The sequence below is a fragment of the Ruegeria sp. L12 genome (assembly GCF_056531745.1).
This window is the reverse complement of record NZ_JBQFMH010000007.1, coordinates 184,541-198,522: the sequence shown is the minus strand read 5'-3', so window position 1 is coordinate 198,522 and position 13,982 is coordinate 184,541. Positions and strand designations below refer to the sequence as shown.

At 61.4% G+C, this 13,982-nt stretch carries 18 protein-coding genes; 11 read left to right on the top strand and 7 right to left on the bottom strand.

Annotated elements, in window-relative coordinates:
* Positions 1-2: 2 nt before the first annotated feature.
* The gene (locus ACR0K9_RS13140; protein WP_480823802.1) at positions 3-422 is read right to left on the bottom strand and encodes a cupin domain-containing protein; all 420 of its coding nucleotides are present in this window, start codon (positions 420-422) and stop codon (positions 3-5) included.
* A gap of 87 nt (positions 423-509) precedes the next feature.
* Here ACR0K9_RS13140 and ACR0K9_RS13135 point away from each other — a divergent pair, with 87 nt between their 5' ends.
* Positions 510-1,928, top strand: a complete 1,419-nt coding sequence (locus ACR0K9_RS13135) for a protein adenylyltransferase SelO (protein ID WP_480823800.1) — start codon at positions 510-512, stop codon at positions 1,926-1,928.
* 9 nt (positions 1,929-1,937) lie between these two features.
* On the opposite strand, the gene ACR0K9_RS13130 is transcribed toward ACR0K9_RS13135, so the two are convergent.
* On the bottom strand, positions 1,938-2,825 hold the full coding sequence (locus tag ACR0K9_RS13130; protein WP_480823798.1) for a DMT family transporter: 888 nt from the start codon (positions 2,823-2,825) through the stop codon (positions 1,938-1,940).
* A 188-nt stretch (positions 2,826-3,013) separates the two neighbouring features.
* On the opposite strand from ACR0K9_RS13130, the gene ACR0K9_RS13125 reads away from it, so the two are divergent.
* The 4 genes from ACR0K9_RS13125 (at position 3,014) to eno (ending at position 6,622) form a co-directional block, all read left to right on the top strand.
* Positions 3,014-3,712, top strand: a complete 699-nt coding sequence (locus ACR0K9_RS13125) for an endonuclease/exonuclease/phosphatase family protein (RefSeq protein WP_480823796.1) — start codon at positions 3,014-3,016, stop codon at positions 3,710-3,712.
* A gap of 71 nt (positions 3,713-3,783) precedes the next feature.
* Positions 3,784-4,197 carry a Fur family transcriptional regulator gene (locus tag ACR0K9_RS13120; protein WP_480531986.1) on the top strand — a complete coding sequence of 138 codons (414 nt, stop codon included), beginning with the start codon at positions 3,784-3,786 and terminating at the stop codon, positions 4,195-4,197.
* 134 nt (positions 4,198-4,331) lie between these two features.
* Positions 4,332-5,210 carry a DMT family transporter gene (locus ACR0K9_RS13115; RefSeq protein WP_480823794.1) on the top strand — a complete coding sequence of 293 codons (879 nt, stop codon included), beginning with the start codon at positions 4,332-4,334 and terminating at the stop codon, positions 5,208-5,210.
* 137 nt (positions 5,211-5,347) lie between these two features.
* The gene (gene eno, locus ACR0K9_RS13110; protein ID WP_480823792.1) at positions 5,348-6,622 is read left to right on the top strand and encodes a phosphopyruvate hydratase; all 1,275 of its coding nucleotides are present in this window, start codon (positions 5,348-5,350) and stop codon (positions 6,620-6,622) included.
* Between the two features lie 50 nt (positions 6,623-6,672).
* Here eno and ACR0K9_RS13105 read toward each other — a convergent pair whose 3' ends face one another.
* Entirely contained in the window at positions 6,673-6,951 is a 279-nt protein-coding gene (locus ACR0K9_RS13105; protein WP_480823790.1) for a hypothetical protein, read from the bottom strand.
* 190 nt (positions 6,952-7,141) lie between these two features.
* Here ACR0K9_RS13105 and ACR0K9_RS13100 point away from each other — a divergent pair, with 190 nt between their 5' ends.
* The gene (locus tag ACR0K9_RS13100; protein ID WP_480823788.1) at positions 7,142-7,459 is read left to right on the top strand and encodes a hypothetical protein; all 318 of its coding nucleotides are present in this window, start codon (positions 7,142-7,144) and stop codon (positions 7,457-7,459) included.
* Positions 7,460-7,561: 102 nt separating this feature from the next.
* Positions 7,562-7,729 carry a hypothetical protein gene (locus ACR0K9_RS13095; RefSeq protein WP_480531996.1) on the top strand — a complete coding sequence of 56 codons (168 nt, stop codon included), beginning with the start codon at positions 7,562-7,564 and terminating at the stop codon, positions 7,727-7,729.
* Here ACR0K9_RS13095 and ACR0K9_RS13090 read toward each other — a convergent pair.
* The 3 genes from ACR0K9_RS13090 to mazG form a co-directional block, all read right to left on the bottom strand.
* The gene (locus ACR0K9_RS13090; RefSeq protein ID WP_480531998.1) at positions 7,726-8,175 is read right to left on the bottom strand and encodes a GNAT family N-acetyltransferase; all 450 of its coding nucleotides are present in this window, start codon (positions 8,173-8,175) and stop codon (positions 7,726-7,728) included. The genes ACR0K9_RS13095 and ACR0K9_RS13090 overlap by 4 nt on opposite strands.
* Entirely contained in the window at positions 8,172-9,110 is a 939-nt protein-coding gene (locus ACR0K9_RS13085; protein ID WP_480823786.1) for a nucleoside hydrolase, read from the bottom strand. The genes ACR0K9_RS13090 and ACR0K9_RS13085 overlap by 4 nt, the downstream gene beginning before the upstream one ends.
* Before the next feature lie 66 nt (positions 9,111-9,176).
* Positions 9,177-10,034, bottom strand: coding sequence for a nucleoside triphosphate pyrophosphohydrolase (gene mazG, locus ACR0K9_RS13080; protein WP_480823864.1), 858 nt, complete (start codon positions 10,032-10,034; stop codon positions 9,177-9,179).
* Positions 10,035-10,100: 66 nt separating this feature from the next.
* On the opposite strand from mazG, the gene ACR0K9_RS13075 reads away from it, so the two are divergent.
* From ACR0K9_RS13075 to ACR0K9_RS13060, 4 genes are read left to right on the top strand one after another with little or no spacing between them, the layout of a single operon-like run.
* Entirely contained in the window at positions 10,101-11,264 is a 1,164-nt protein-coding gene (locus ACR0K9_RS13075) for a M20 aminoacylase family protein (RefSeq protein ID WP_480823785.1), read from the top strand.
* Between the two features lie 12 nt (positions 11,265-11,276).
* Positions 11,277-12,245, top strand: a complete 969-nt coding sequence (speB, locus tag ACR0K9_RS13070) for an agmatinase (protein ID WP_480532004.1) — start codon at positions 11,277-11,279, stop codon at positions 12,243-12,245.
* Positions 12,246-12,304: 59 nt separating this feature from the next.
* Entirely contained in the window at positions 12,305-13,252 is a 948-nt protein-coding gene (gene speB / locus ACR0K9_RS13065) for an agmatinase (protein ID WP_480823783.1), read from the top strand.
* Positions 13,253-13,307: 55 nt separating this feature from the next.
* Entirely contained in the window at positions 13,308-13,709 is a 402-nt protein-coding gene (locus ACR0K9_RS13060; protein WP_480823781.1) for a DUF1499 domain-containing protein, read from the top strand.
* On the opposite strand, the gene ACR0K9_RS13055 is transcribed toward ACR0K9_RS13060, so the two are convergent.
* A complete protein-coding gene (locus ACR0K9_RS13055; protein WP_480823779.1) occupies positions 13,635-13,937 on the bottom strand; it encodes a hypothetical protein in 303 nt (100 codons plus the stop codon). The genes ACR0K9_RS13060 and ACR0K9_RS13055 overlap by 75 nt on opposite strands.
* Positions 13,938-13,982: the final 45 nt, after the last annotated feature.

Sequence of the window (13,982 nt, the reverse complement as noted above, 5' to 3'; positions counted from 1 at the left end):
GGTCAGGCTTTGGGAATGTCGAAATCGGGGGCGGCGAGGGTGAAGCCGTCGAACTCGAACCCCGGGGAGACGGTGCAACTGACCAGCGTGTAGTCGCCGGTGCTGCGGGCAGCCTGCCAGTGGTTTTCCGGCACGATCCGTTGTGGCGCGCCTTCGGTCAGGTCCGGGGTCAGTAGATGCTCGGTAGCGGGGCCGTCATCGGTGGCACTGATCGACAGGATCAGCGGGGCGCCTGCGTGGTAGAGCCAGATTTCGGTCGCGTCGACGCGGTGCCAGTGGCTGCTTTCTCCTTCAGCCAGCAGAAAATAGATGCAGGTGCCGGTGGCGCGGCCCTGATTTTCGGCGCGCCAGGTTTCGCGGAACCAGCCGCCCTCGGGGTGGGGTTGCAGGCCCAGGTGATCGATGATGTCTTGCGCGGTCATGGCGGTCCTTCGAGGGTTCGGCCTGATTATGCACGGGCGGGCGCGATCCGCTATGGCAATTGTGCCCTCAGGCCATATGTTTGCCATATGACTCTGACCATCCCCTTCGACAACAGCTACGCTCGCCTGCCCAATACGTTCTATGCGCGGCAAGCGCCGGTTCCGGTGCGCGCGCCGCGTCTGGTTGCCTTCAACGCCGATCTGGCGCAGCTGCTGAGGATTACCCCCGGCGAGGTGACGGAGATGGCCGAGGCCTTTGCGGGCAACACGGTGCCGGACGGGGCACAGCCGCTGGCGCAGCTTTATTCCGGGCATCAGTTTGGCACCTATAATCCCCAGCTTGGGGACGGGCGCGCTGTACTGTTGGGCGAGACGGTTGGTGAGGATGGTGTCCGCCGCGACATACAGTTGAAAGGGTCTGGCCCGACGCCGTTTTCGCGACGGGGTGACGGGCGGGCGTGGCTGGGGCCGGTACTGCGGGAATATGCTGTGTCCGAGGCGATGCATGCGCTGGGCATTCCGACCACGCGAGCCCTGGCGGCGGTCGAGACCGGAGAGATCGTGCTGCGCGAAGGGCCGATGCCCGGGGCGGTGCTGACCCGCGTGGCGCAGAGCCATCTGCGGGTGGGGACGTTTCAGGTTTTTGCTGCGCGCGGACAGTTGGACAGCCTGAAGCGGCTGACGGAGTATGCGATAGCGCGGCATTATCCTGACGCCGACGGCCCCATGGGCCTGCTGCGCGCCGTGCGGGATGCGCAGGCGCGGTTGATTGCGCAGTGGATGAGCGTTGGCTTCATTCACGGGGTGATGAACACGGATAATTGCTCGATCGCGGGAGAGACCATCGATTATGGGCCTTGCGCCTTCATGGACAGCTATCATCCGAACACGGTTTACAGTTCGATTGATCGGATGGGGCGGTATGCCTATTCCAACCAGCCGGACATATCGGTGTGGAATCTGGCGCAGTTGGCGACGGCTCTGATCCAACAATATGAGGATAAAGAGGCCGCCGTCGAGGAAGCGACCGAGATCGTCCATGCCATGCCCGATCTGATGCAGGCGGAATGGCGGCGGCGGTTCCGGGCCAAGATCGGGCTGACCCGGGCAGAGGATGGGGACCTTGAGATGATCTCGGACCTGTTGACGCGGATGGCGCAGAACAGGGCCGACTTCACCAATACGTTCCGGGCGCTGGGCGGTCAGAACGCGCGGGATCAGTTTACTGACCCGGCGGCGTTTGATGAATGGGCCGAGGGCTGGCAGGCGCGGCTGCAGCGGGAAGGGGACCCGGCACAGGTGATGACGGCGACGAACCCGGCCTTTATCCCGCGCAATCACCGGGTCGAGCAGATGATTCAGGCGGCGGTGCAGGGGGATTATGCCCCGTTCCAGCGGCTGAACGATGTGCTGTCGCAGCCCTATGAGGATCAGCCGGATGCCACGGATCTGATACGCCCGCCCGCCGAAAATGAGGTGGTGCAGGCAACGTTCTGCGGGACGTGAGCCAGAAGGTTATCTTCGCACAATCTCGAGCACCGCGGCGCTGACGATCAGCACGGCACCCAGCAATTCGCGCAGACCGAAGGGCTCGCCCGCGAATGCGGCTGCGGATGCGAGGCCGACGACGACCTCGCTCATCAGCAACAACCCGACGCGACCGGGAGAGAGTTTGGTGGCGGGCCAGATCGTCATAAAGATCATCGGCAGAGTGTAGAACGCGGACAGCAGGACCAATTGCAGGACCCAGATCGTGTCCTCTGGTGCGATGGCAGGCAGGACGGGGGCTTGCAGAAACAGCAGGCTGAACAGGGACAGGATTATGGCGCCCAGAATAAAGGCGAAGATCTGCCCAAAAATCGAGACCTGTGTGGCCCGGTAGAGGCCCAGTGTCCCCAGCGCCCAGCAAATCCCCGAAGCAAGAGACAGCCAGTCACCGACATTGCTTGGCCATGGTATGAAGCCGCCATCACCCAGAACGATGAACAAGCCTGCCATGCCGCAGACAAGTCCCGAGAAACGCTGCCAGCTGAGGCGTTCTCCGAGAAAGAGCAGGCCCAGCAGCGTGCCCCAGATCGGTGTCAGGTAGAACAGTAGGATTGAACGCACCACGTCGGTATAGACAAGGCTGATCGAATAGAGGCTGAACGCCGCGCCGGTGAACATACCGCTGAGCAGCAAGCCGCGCCATTGCAGGACCAGCTGATGACGTTCACGCCAGATCAGGGGAACAAGGCACAGCAGGGCAACGCTGTACATCGCGATCCCCGGCCAAGGTCCGGTCAGGCCAATGTCCAGAAAGAACCGCACGGGAATCCAGTAGAGGCCCCACATCATGCCTCCGACCACGAGGACGATGCTTGCCTTGGTCATGGTGTGCCCGGGGGCTTCGGTAGAGACCATGAGGGGTCGGATCCTTTGTTACGCGTGCCGATCAGGGATTAAAGCGGTATGCGGCGAGTGCAAGCTTTTTACGCAAATTGGCGACGGGGATGTGTTAATGCGGGAAACGCCCGGCAGTTTTCGGCAGCATCAGCTTGCGATTGTCGGGTTTCATGGCAATCTAAGGCGCAAATGGATTTCGGAAGCTCATGACCCAGACCCTGCGCCTTGCCAGCTATAACATCCAGAAATGCGTGGGGCTTGATTTCCGTCGGCAGCCGCAGCGGATCATGCAGGTCATCGACAGTATGCAGGCCGATATCGTGGTACTGCAGGAGGCCGACAAACGCCTGCCGCCGCGCCCCGCTGCCCTGCCGCATTTCATGCTGGACGAAGCCGGTTGGCAGATCGTCGATCTGGGCGGGGCGGGCAGTCTGGGCTGGCATGGCAACGCGGTGATCTGGCGCGGGAAGGCCATTCAGGTTCGCCAGAGCGGGCATCATGATCTGCCGGGGCTGGAGCCGCGCGGGGCCGTGCGGGTCGAGTTCGACACGCAGATCGGCCCGCTGCGCGTGATGGGGATGCATCTGGGATTGTTTCCCGCCTCGCGCCGGCAGCAGATCACCCATATCCGCCGATGTGATTCTGATCTTGAGCAGATGCCCACGGTCTGGGCCGGGGATTTTAACGAATGGTCGCGTCAGCCGGTGCTGGATCATCTGGCCCCGGACATGCGGTTTCTGCCGCCGCTTCCCAGTTACCCCGCCGCGCAACCGCTGGGCGCATTGGACAGAATCGCGCTGGGCCAGGGGCTTGAGGCCACTTTGCACGGGGTTCATGACATGCGACCTGCGCATATCGCCTCGGACCATTTGCCAGTCTGGGCCGATCTGCGCCGCGCGGCCTGAGGTAAAATCGTCGGTGGCGCAGCGCGCGCGGACATATTAAGACAGAAGTCCGAACAGTTCCGGGGGTCACCATGTCCGATACGATTATCGCCCGTTGCGAGGCCAAGGGCCTGCGCATGACCGGCCAGCGCCGGACCATCGCGCAGGTGTTGCAGCAGAGCGAGGATCACCCGGATGTCGAGGAGCTGTATGCCCGCGCCTCGGCCGAGGATGCGGGTATCTCGATTGCCACGGTCTATCGCACGGTAAAGCTGTTTGAAGAGGCCGGGATACTGGAGCGGCTGGAATTCGGCGACGGGCGGGCGCGCTATGAAGATGCCGAGCGCGACCACCATGACCACCTGATCGACATGCAATCGGGCGAGGTGATCGAATTTGTCGATCCCGAGATCGAGGCGCTGCAGGAAAAGATCGCCGCCAAGCTGGGATACCGGCTGAAAGGCCACCGGCTGGAGCTGTACGGCGTGCCGCTGGACAAGGACTGATCCATCACCAAACGCGATTGATCGCCGCACGTTAATTCATCAAAGGCGGCGGGTTCCGTCTTGCCAAGCGCCGCCGCTTGCGGTTCTTGTGCAGTCAGGTCCCCCTTTTTGGGCCCGGTTCAACGGAAACGCGCATGAATAACGTAAACGGCATTCTGCTGCTTGTCGGTTCGATGGCAGCATTTGCACTTGAGGATATGTTCATCAAATACCTGTCGGTCAGCGTACCGACCGGTCAGATCATGCTGTTTCTGGGTGTCTTTTGCGGCCTTGCCTTTGCCGGGATGTCGGTTGTCACGCGAAAGCGTATCTTCGATCCTGCCGCCTGGTCTCTGCTGCCGCTGCTGCGCGCAGGGACCGAGGCGGTCGGTGCGCTGTTTTTCGTGACTGCGCTGTCGCTGATCGACCTGTCCACAGTGGCCGCCGTGTTTCAGGCCATGCCGCTTGCGGTGACCATGGGGGCGGCGCTGTTTCTGGGCGAAAAGGTCGGCTGGCGGCGGTGGAGCGCGGTCGGCGTGGGCTTTGCCGGGGTGCTGTTGATCATTCGCCCCGGGCTGGACGGGTTCCAGCCGGAAACGCTGTTGGTGGTGGCCACGGTGTTCGCCATTGCGGCGCGGGATCTGATCACGCGCAAGCTGGATGTACGGGTGGCCTCGTCCGTGGTGGCGATGCAGGCCTATATCTCGATTGCGCTGACCGGCGTGGTGATGATGGTGGTGTCCGCGCACAGCTATGTGCCTGTGCAGGCAAGCCAAATCGGCCCCTATCTGGGGGCAATCGGCTTTGGCGTGCTGGGCTATTATGGTATCGTCACGGCAATGCGGGTGGGCGAAGCGTCGGCCCTGATGCCATTCCGCTATACCCGTCTGGTCTTTTCGATCCTTGCCGGGATGCTGATGTTCGGGGAACGCCCTGATGCGGTGACCATGGCGGGGGCAACGCTGATCATCGGGTCCGGTTTGTATACCTTTATTCGCGAACGCCGTCTGGCGCGTGCGGTGGTCGCGGCCTGATTACTGTTGGCGCAAACAGCGAACTGTTAGCCCTAAAGGCAGGAAAATATACGTGTTAGCGTTAACGTGACCGGTTTACTTTTCGCCGGTTGCTGTTATGAGGCGTGCAACTGATTGCAGCCACAGGGACGGGCCTCATGAGTACCATCATCGACATCCACGCACGCGAAATCCTGGACAGCCGGGGCAACCCGACGGTTGAGGTGGACGTGATTCTGGAAGACGGCACCATGGGCCGCGCCGCTGTGCCCTCGGGTGCGTCGACCGGCGCCTATGAGGCGGTTGAGAAGCGCGACGGTGACAAGGCCCGCTACATGGGCAAGGGCGTGCTGGAGGCCGTGGCCGCCGTGAACGGTGAGATTGCCGAGGAACTGGTGGGCTTTGATGCGACCGAGCAGGTGGCCATCGACCAGGCGATGATCGAGCTGGACGGGACCGAGAACAAGGGTCGTCTGGGCGCGAACGCCATTCTGGGCGTGTCGCTGGCCGCTGCAAAGGCCGCGGCGGATTTCACCACGCAACCACTGTACCGCTATGTTGGCGGCACTTCGGCGCGGGTTCTGCCGGTGCCGATGATGAACATCATCAACGGCGGTGAGCACGCCGACAACCCGATCGACATTCAGGAATTCATGATCATGCCGACCTCGGCCGCGAATATCCGCGAGGCGGTGCGCATGGGCTCCGAGGTGTTCCATACGCTGAAGAAAGAGCTGTCGGCTGCTAGTCTGGCTACCGGTGTCGGCGATGAGGGCGGTTTTGCCCCGAATATCGCATCGACCCGCGAGGCGTTGGATTTCATCCTGAAATCCATCGAAAAAGCAGGCTACAAACCGGGTGAGGAAATCCACCTGGCGTTGGATTGCGCGGCGACCGAATACTACAAGGACGGCAAATACGTTCTGGCGGGTGAGGGCATCTCGCTGTCATCCGAAGAAAATGCGGCTTATCTGGCAGCGCTGGTCAATGACTATCCGATCATCTCGATCGAGGACGGCATGTCCGAGGATGACTGGGACGGCTGGAAGGCGCTGACCGACGCCATTGGCGACAAGGTGCAGCTTGTGGGTGATGACCTGTTCGTGACCAACCCCGCACGTCTGGCCGAAGGGATCGAGCGCGGCTGTGCCAACTCGATGCTGGTGAAGGTGAACCAGATCGGATCGCTGACCGAAACGCTGCGTGCCGTCGATATGGCGCACCGGGCGCGTTATACCAACGTGATGTCGCACCGTTCAGGCGAGACCGAGGATGCCACCATTGCCGATCTGGCCGTGGCAACCAATTGCGGTCAGATTAAGACCGGCAGCCTCGCGAGGTCGGACCGGTTGGCCAAGTATAACCAGCTGATCCGGATCGAGGAATCGCTGGGCGAGGTTGCAGAATTCGCAGGCGCGTCGATCCTGAAATAAAAGAAACGGGGGCCGTCTGGCCCCCGTTTCGCTTTGGTGATTGCAAGGTGTCAGCCTCTGATCTTCTTGACGATCATGCCGACAACGACCTGAACCACCAGGCCGGCGACCCCACCGCCGACGAAGTTCGCGGCCAATGCGCCGATATCCATACCTCCGGCGGCCCCTCCGGCCCCCAGCAATCCGCTGAGCATCTGACCGCCGCTGACACCGCCCACGGCACCTGCCAGAGCGTTGCCAATACTGCCCATGTCAGAGCCCTTGACGGCCTTACCGCCGCCTGTGCCGCCCAATGCGCCGCCGATCAGTTGGCCGATAATCTGTTCCATATCGCGTTCCCTGTAATAAACGTTGGTTCTGTTCGCGTGCTCGTATTCGACCGGGCTGCGAGGCGTCACGGGGAAAGAATCGGTGGAATTGTCTTAATCTTCTCACCCTGTAGGGTGGCGGCCCATGTGCTAAGTTCGATTCAAGCGCCGTGTGCCATGCTGCGCCGGACATTAGGGAGAGGGTTTTCTTATGGTTGCATTCAAACACATTGCCGGCGCGGCCGCGCTTTTCATCCTGCCTCAGCTTGCGTGGGCGCAGGTTCCGCCCGAGGCGGTGTGCCAGAAGATGGTGGAAGGCGATCCCAGCGGACAGATCACGATGGAGGAATGCCTGTGCACCTATAACGTCGCCGACACGGTTCTGGACGATGATATCAAGGTGCTGTTGTTTCGATCCTGGTTCACCGGAGAGAACGTGACCGAGCAGTTGGAAGCGTTGCCGCAGCCCAAGCGGGTACAAAAGCAGTTCAAGAAACTGGAGCGGGGGCAGCGGAAGAACTGCCTGTAAAGGGCGATCTAAGCCGACATAAAAATCAATATGTGTGAACTTGTTCCTATTGCCGGAACGTGACTTCCGGTATCCTATCTGTATTGCAGAAAGGGGGACATGATGTCTGCTTCGAAGGTCTTTCTTGTAATTTCAATACTTTGCGCAGGGGCTCTTGCGGCATGTACCGAGCCGGGAACCTATCCGATCACGGGGATGGAGGTCTCGCAGGATGATCCGGTGCAACAGATGTACAATCCGGCGGTGATCTTCCGGGGGGAATCGCGCTAGAGCGTTTTGCTCATCAACATATAGCGGTCGCGCGCTCTGAAGCCTGATCGCAGATAGAGTTTCTGCGCGGTCTCATTGGTCCGGTCGACCTCGAGATGCAGCGCGGTCAGCCCGGCCTCGGCCAGTGCCTTGGGCAGATCGTGCAGAACTTCGGTGGCGATGCCGCGTCCGCGGACGGCGGGGCGGATATAGATTTCATCGACGAAGGCGTCCATGCCGCCAAACTCGACCGACCAGCCGAAGGTCAGAATGACATAGCCCAGTGGCGCCCGGCCCGGTCCGACAAGATACACGCACCCATGCGGTATGCCGTCCAGCAAGGGAGCCAGCGCGTTGCGGCGTTTCTCGTCATCCTGCGCGATGCCGGATTCCGAATGAAACGCCGCAACCAGCGCCATCAGGCGATCCAGATCGTCGGGGCGGGCGAGGCGGAGTGCGGCGGTCATAGGCGGGCCAGTCTTTCTGTGAGCAGGGTGAAGAAACCGTCAGCGTCGATCTCGCCCATGAACATGGCGTTGGGTTCATGGTTGGTGACGCGCCACCAATCCGCGACGGTCATGCCAAGCGTCAGCTCGGATCCGGTTTCGATCTGGACATTGATATGTCGGCCCTTAAACAGCTCGGGCCGGATCAGATAGGCGGTGACGCAGGGATCGTGCAGCGGAGCGCCTTCCGAGCCGTATTTTTCCATGTCGAAACGTTCGAAGAAATCGGTCATCTCGGCGACCGCATGGCCGACTTCGCTGTTGAGCGCGCGGAAGGCGTCGTTGCGCTGTTTGGTAACCAGCGCGTCATGGGTCACGTCCAGCGGCATAACGACGATATGAATGCCGGAAGTAAACACGATATCAGCAGCTTCCGGGTCGACAAAAATGTTGAATTCCGCCGCTGGCGTGATGTTTCCGACCTCGAAATACGCCCCGCCCATCAGGACGATTTCCTGCACCCGGTCGATGATATCGGGGGCCTTGCGGAAGGCGGTCGCGATGTTGGTCAGCGGCCCCAGCGGGCATAGCGTCACGGTGCCGGGCTCATGCGCGCGCAAGGTGTCGATGATGAAATCGACCGCGTGACCGTCGGCTAGCGGCATTTGCGGATCGGGCAGGTCGGGACCGTCGAGGCCGGTTTTGCCATGCACGTGTTCGGCGGTCACCAGCGCGCGGTTCAGCGGACGATCGCAGCCTGCATAGACTGGAATATGCGTGTGACCGGCCAGTTCGCAGACAATGCGGGCGTTTTTGGCGGTCAGTTCCAGCGGCACGTTTCCGGCGACGGCGGTGATGCCCAGCACCTCGATTTCTTCGGGGCTGGCAAGTGCCAGCAGGATGGCAACGGCGTCGTCCTGACCGGGATCGGTGTCGATGATAATCTTGCGGGGCATGGTGGTCTCCGGGGGGGGGCGTGAAGGTCGGACACTCGCAAGTGTCGCGGCACTTGTCTACCAGATTTACACGTCCGCCGGGGCATCTACCGGCGGGAGTTTGCCGTTGGCGCGGTGTTCCTCGATTTTCACCTCGTCCCACAGCGCATCCATCTCGGCCAGATCGCTTTGCGTGGGCGTTTTTCCGCGTTCGGCAAGGCGTTCCTCGACCTTCTCAAAACGGCGGGTGAACTTGGCGTTGGTGCGGCGCAGAGCGGCCTCGGGCTCGATGCCCAGATGACGGCCGAGGTTGACGATGACGAACAGCAGATCGCCGAATTCGTCCTCTAGCGCATCGGCATCCATGCTGTCGCGCGCTTCCTCCAACTCGGCAGCCTCTTCGGTGATCTTGGCCAGCACATGGCTGGCATCGGGCCAGTCGAACCCGACGCGCGCGGCGCGTTTTTGCAGTTTGTGGGCGCGCAGCAGGGCGGGCAGGTTGGCCGCAACACCGTCGAGCGCGCCTTTCAGTTCCTTGCCTGCGCGTTCGGCGGCCTTGATGGTTTCCCAGTCGAGTGTCTGTTGGTCAGCGGACTTGTCGCGGGATTCGTCGCCGAACACATGCGGATGGCGGTCGACCATCTTGTCGGACATGGTGCGCACTACGTCCTGAAAGGTGAAATGCCCTGCTTCTTCAGCCATTTGCGCGTGAAAGACGGATTGGAACAGCAGGTCGCCCAGCTCTCCCTTCAACTCGTCATAAGCCTGCCGTTCGATGGCGTCGGCGACCTCATAGGCCTCTTCGATCGTATAGGGCGCAATCGTCGAAAAATCCTGTTCGATGTCCCACGGGCAGCCGGATTGCGGGTCACGCAGGCGGCGCATGATTTCCAGCAGGCGCTCGATACCCGCGTCCGCATCGTGGATCAGAGGATTTTCGGCCATTGCGAACCCTTTCGTTCCGGTGTCAGATGCATCCATCCCGCAGTCACGATCAGGAGTCCACCCCAGATGCCCGTCGTCAACCGAATTGCCGATTACGCCGCCGATATGGCCGCATGGCGCCAGCACCTGCACACGATCCCCGAGTTGGAGTTCGAGTGCTTCGAGACCGCCGCCTTTGTGGCCGAGCGTCTGCGCGAATTCGGGGTGGACGAGCTGCACGAGGGGATCGCCAAGACCGGTATGGTGGCGATCATCAACGGGCAGGGGGGCGGCCCGACCATCGGTTTGCGCGCCGACATGGACGCGCTGCCGATCACCGAGGAGACGGGGGTGGAGTATGCCTCGCAGAACCCCGGCAAGATGCATGCGTGCGGTCATGACGGGCATACAACGATGCTGTTGGGTGCGGCGCGTTATTTGGCTGAGACGCGGAATTTCGCGGGCCGGGTGGCGCTGATCTTTCAGCCCGCCGAGGAAGAGGGCGGTGGTGCGGGCGTGATGGTCGATGAGGGCATCATGGAGCGGTTCGATATCTCTCAGGTCTACGGCATCCATAACACTCCGGGTCGGCCCGAGGGTCTGTTTGAAACCACGCCGGGGCCTTTGATGGCCGCGGTGGACACGTTCGAGATCCACATTCAGGGTGTCGGCGGCCACGGGGCCATGCCGCATGAGACCAAGGACCCTGTCATGGCAGCCTGCGGAATGGCGCAGGCGATACAGACCATCGTCAGCCGCAATCACTATGCGCTGGACGATCTGGTGGTGTCGGTCACGCAGATACACACCGGGTCGGTCAATAATGTCATCCCGGATACGGCTTATCTGAACGGCACTGTCCGCACCTTTGATCCGGCGGTGCAAAAGATGGTCAAAGAGAGAATGGCGCAGATCGTTGCGGGGCAGGCGGCATCATATGGTGTTGAGGCAAAGCTGGACTATCAAGAGGGCTATCCTGCCACCATCAATGACGCCGACAAGGCCGCCTTTGCAGCCGAAGTGGCGCGGGATGTGTCGGGGGCGGAACGTGTAAAGGCCAATGCGGGGCGCGAGATGGGGGCCGAGGATTTCTCGTACATGCTGCAGGCGCGTCCGGGTGCCTACCTGTTCCTTGGACAGGGCGAGGGCGCCGGGCTGCACCATCCGAAATACAACTTCAATGACGAGATCTCACCGGTAGGCGCATCCTTTTTCGCGCGTCTCGTCGAAACGGCGCAACCGCTGCGCTGACAGGGGAAAGACATGGCACTGGAAGACGCAAAGAACCAGGTGGATGAGGCGTTCACCAACCCCGATCTCAAGGGGCTGTCCTATGAGAACACATTCGGCGGCGCTACGTCGTTCCTGCGGCGGCTCTATACCAAGGACCTTGCGGGCGTTGATATCGCGGTGACGGGGGTGCCCTTCGATCAAGCGGTGACCAACCGCCCCGGCACCCGTCTGGGGCCGCGCGCCATCCGTGAGGCCAGCGCGTTGCAATCGCCGGATGCGCCTTATGGCTGGCCTTTTGATGCGCTCAGCGAGCTGGCCATCGTGGATTATGGGGATATGGCCTATGACTATGCCAATATCCCGGCCTTTCCCGACACGCTGACCGACCACATCCGAACTATTCTGGCGGCGGATGTGGCCTCGGTCACGTTGGGCGGGGATCACTATATCAGCTTTCCGATCCTGAAAGCCTATGCCGAGAAATACGGGCCGATGTCGCTGCTGCAATTCGATGCGCATACGGATACCTGGGCCGATGACGACATGTCCCGCGTGGACCACGGCACGATGTTCTACAAGGCAGTGAAATCAGGGCTGGTCGATCCGAAACGCTCGGTTCAGGTGGGCATTCGCACCACCAACGAGGACACATTGGGCGTCAACATCATCGACGCGCGCGAGGTCTACGAATCCGGCCCCGCCGCCGTGGCGCAGAAGATCAAGGGCATTCTGGGCGACAGCCCCGTTTACCTGAGCTTTGATATCGACGGTCTGGACCCGGCCTTTGCGCCCGGTACGGGGACGCCGGTCTGGGGTGGTCTGACCTCGATCCAGGCGCAGATCATCCTGCGCGACATTGCCGGAATCAACATCAAGGGTGGCGACGTGGTCGAGGTGTCTCCGCCCTACGATACCTCGGGCGCGACGGCGATTGCAGGGGCGCATGTGGCGACGCAGATCATTTGTTTGCTGGGGTGGAACAAGCTGGTGAAGCCTTAACCTTTGGTTAGGCATAATCCCGGTATCTGCTTGGTGAGGCACCGGATCGGAGACATCACATGACCCAATACAACCAACCGATTGGCGGCAATGATCTGGCGCGGTTTTCGGGGCCGAATACATTCATGCGTTTGCCGCAGGCGTCTTCGCTGGAGGGGCTGGATGTGGCGGTTTTGGGGGTGCCGATGGATATCGGCACCTCGTGGCGGTCGGGCACGCGGTTTGGCCCCAAGCAGATCCGCAGCGAAAGCGCGATGATCCGGCCCTATAACATGGCCAACGGAGCGGCGCCGTTCGACCATCTGCAGATCGCCGATATCGGGGATCTGGCGATCAACACTTTCTCGCTGGCCGACAGTCTGAAAATCATCAAGGACAGCTATGACAGCATTCTGGCGCAGGGCGTGACCCCGGTGGCGATGGGCGGGGATCACTCGATCACCCTGCCGATCCTGCGGGCGATGGCGGCAAGGCATGGTCCGGTGGCTCTGGTCCATGTGGATGCCCATGCCGACGTCAATGACGAGATGTTCGGCGAGAAGGAAACCCACGGCACCGTCTTCCGCCGCGCCTATGAGGAAGGGCTGATCGTTCCTGACAAGACCTTCCAGATCGGCATTCGCGGCTCGGGCTATGCGGCCAGCGACTTCGCCGAGGCGCAGGGCTGGGGCTTTCGCCAGTATCCCGCTTGGGAGCTGTGGCAGCAGAACCTGACCGAGATCGGATCATTGATCCGCAAGACGGTCGAGGATCATCCCGTATACATCACCTATGATATCGACAGCCTCGACCCGGCCTATGCGCCCGGCACCGGCACGCCCGAGATTGCGGGACTGACCACGTCGCAGGCGCTGCAACTGATCCATGCGCTGGCGGGCATGAACGTGGTGGGCTGCGATCTGGTCGAGGTGTCTCCGCCCTATGATCCGTCTGGCAACACGGCGCTGACGGCGGCGAATCTGCTGTTCGAGATGCTGTGTATTCTGCCCGGCGTGACGTCGCGATAGGGATGAGCGCGACGCCCGGAGCGGATAGGTTATATGCAAAGGGATCGGAGGGCCGATGAAAATGGTGCTGTGGCTGGCGATTGCGTTGGGCGTTGCGATGGCGGCCTATATCCGTCTGGCCCCCTCCGACCCAACGCGCTGGCATGTAGCACCCGAGGGTGTGGACCGAGATCTTAGGAATGGCGTAATCCGGATCGTAGAGGCAGCTCCGAGCGGGCTGGAACAACTCGATCAGGTAGCCCGCGCGGTTCCGCGCACCACGGTGCTGGCGGGTTCTATCGAAGATGGAATGATAACCTATGTCACCCGTTCAATGGTGTTCGGTTTTCCCGACTACACGACCTTAAAGCAGGACGGCGATACGCTGCGCATTTACGCGCGTTCAAGATTTGGCCGGAAGGATTTTGGCGTCAATCGGGACCGGGTCGCCGGTTGGCTGGCTTTGCTGCAACCCTGACGACAAGCACCCCTCCTGCACCTCGCGCCACATGGGCACGTTCAGCGACATCTGGCATTGGGCCATGAACATGCGGCCATCGACCTGCAGGCAGATCATCTCTCCCAACTCGACGCGGGTGCCGGATTTGTCGGTGCAATAGCAGTCGCGGACCTTGCCATCGGGGCCGGTGTAATCCGCCATTGCCGGGCTTGAACAGAGGGTTAGGGCCAGGATCAGTCGTCTCATACCTCAAACCTAGCACAAGGCAGGGCCTTGACCAAAGCCCACGGA

What these genes read in the sequence shown, in the direction of transcription:
- ACR0K9_RS13140 (WP_480823802.1), bottom strand. Translation starts at nt 422, where the DNA reads ATGACCGCGCAAGACATCATCGATCACCTGGGCCTGCAACCCCACCCC.
- ACR0K9_RS13135 (WP_480823800.1), top strand. Translation starts at nt 510, where the DNA reads ATGACTCTGACCATCCCCTTCGACAACAGCTACGCTCGCCTGCCCAAT.
- ACR0K9_RS13130 (WP_480823798.1), bottom strand. Translation starts at nt 2,825, where the DNA reads ATGGTCTCTACCGAAGCCCCCGGGCACACCATGACCAAGGCAAGCATC.
- ACR0K9_RS13125 (WP_480823796.1), top strand. Translation starts at nt 3,014, where the DNA reads ATGACCCAGACCCTGCGCCTTGCCAGCTATAACATCCAGAAATGCGTG.
- ACR0K9_RS13120 (WP_480531986.1), top strand. Translation starts at nt 3,784, where the DNA reads ATGTCCGATACGATTATCGCCCGTTGCGAGGCCAAGGGCCTGCGCATG.
- ACR0K9_RS13115 (WP_480823794.1), top strand. Translation starts at nt 4,332, where the DNA reads ATGAATAACGTAAACGGCATTCTGCTGCTTGTCGGTTCGATGGCAGCA.
- eno (WP_480823792.1), top strand. Translation starts at nt 5,348, where the DNA reads ATGAGTACCATCATCGACATCCACGCACGCGAAATCCTGGACAGCCGG.
- ACR0K9_RS13105 (WP_480823790.1), bottom strand. Translation starts at nt 6,951, where the DNA reads ATGGAACAGATTATCGGCCAACTGATCGGCGGCGCATTGGGCGGCACA.
- ACR0K9_RS13100 (WP_480823788.1), top strand. Translation starts at nt 7,142, where the DNA reads ATGGTTGCATTCAAACACATTGCCGGCGCGGCCGCGCTTTTCATCCTG.
- ACR0K9_RS13095 (WP_480531996.1), top strand. Translation starts at nt 7,562, where the DNA reads ATGTCTGCTTCGAAGGTCTTTCTTGTAATTTCAATACTTTGCGCAGGG.
- ACR0K9_RS13090 (WP_480531998.1), bottom strand. Translation starts at nt 8,175, where the DNA reads ATGACCGCCGCACTCCGCCTCGCCCGCCCCGACGATCTGGATCGCCTG.
- ACR0K9_RS13085 (WP_480823786.1), bottom strand. Translation starts at nt 9,110, where the DNA reads ATGCCCCGCAAGATTATCATCGACACCGATCCCGGTCAGGACGACGCC.
- mazG (WP_480823864.1), bottom strand. Translation starts at nt 10,034, where the DNA reads ATGGCCGAAAATCCTCTGATCCACGATGCGGACGCGGGTATCGAGCGC.
- ACR0K9_RS13075 (WP_480823785.1), top strand. Translation starts at nt 10,101, where the DNA reads ATGCCCGTCGTCAACCGAATTGCCGATTACGCCGCCGATATGGCCGCA.
- speB (WP_480532004.1), top strand. Translation starts at nt 11,277, where the DNA reads ATGGCACTGGAAGACGCAAAGAACCAGGTGGATGAGGCGTTCACCAAC.
- speB (WP_480823783.1), top strand. Translation starts at nt 12,305, where the DNA reads ATGACCCAATACAACCAACCGATTGGCGGCAATGATCTGGCGCGGTTT.
- ACR0K9_RS13060 (WP_480823781.1), top strand. Translation starts at nt 13,308, where the DNA reads ATGAAAATGGTGCTGTGGCTGGCGATTGCGTTGGGCGTTGCGATGGCG.
- ACR0K9_RS13055 (WP_480823779.1), bottom strand. Translation starts at nt 13,937, where the DNA reads ATGAGACGACTGATCCTGGCCCTAACCCTCTGTTCAAGCCCGGCAATG.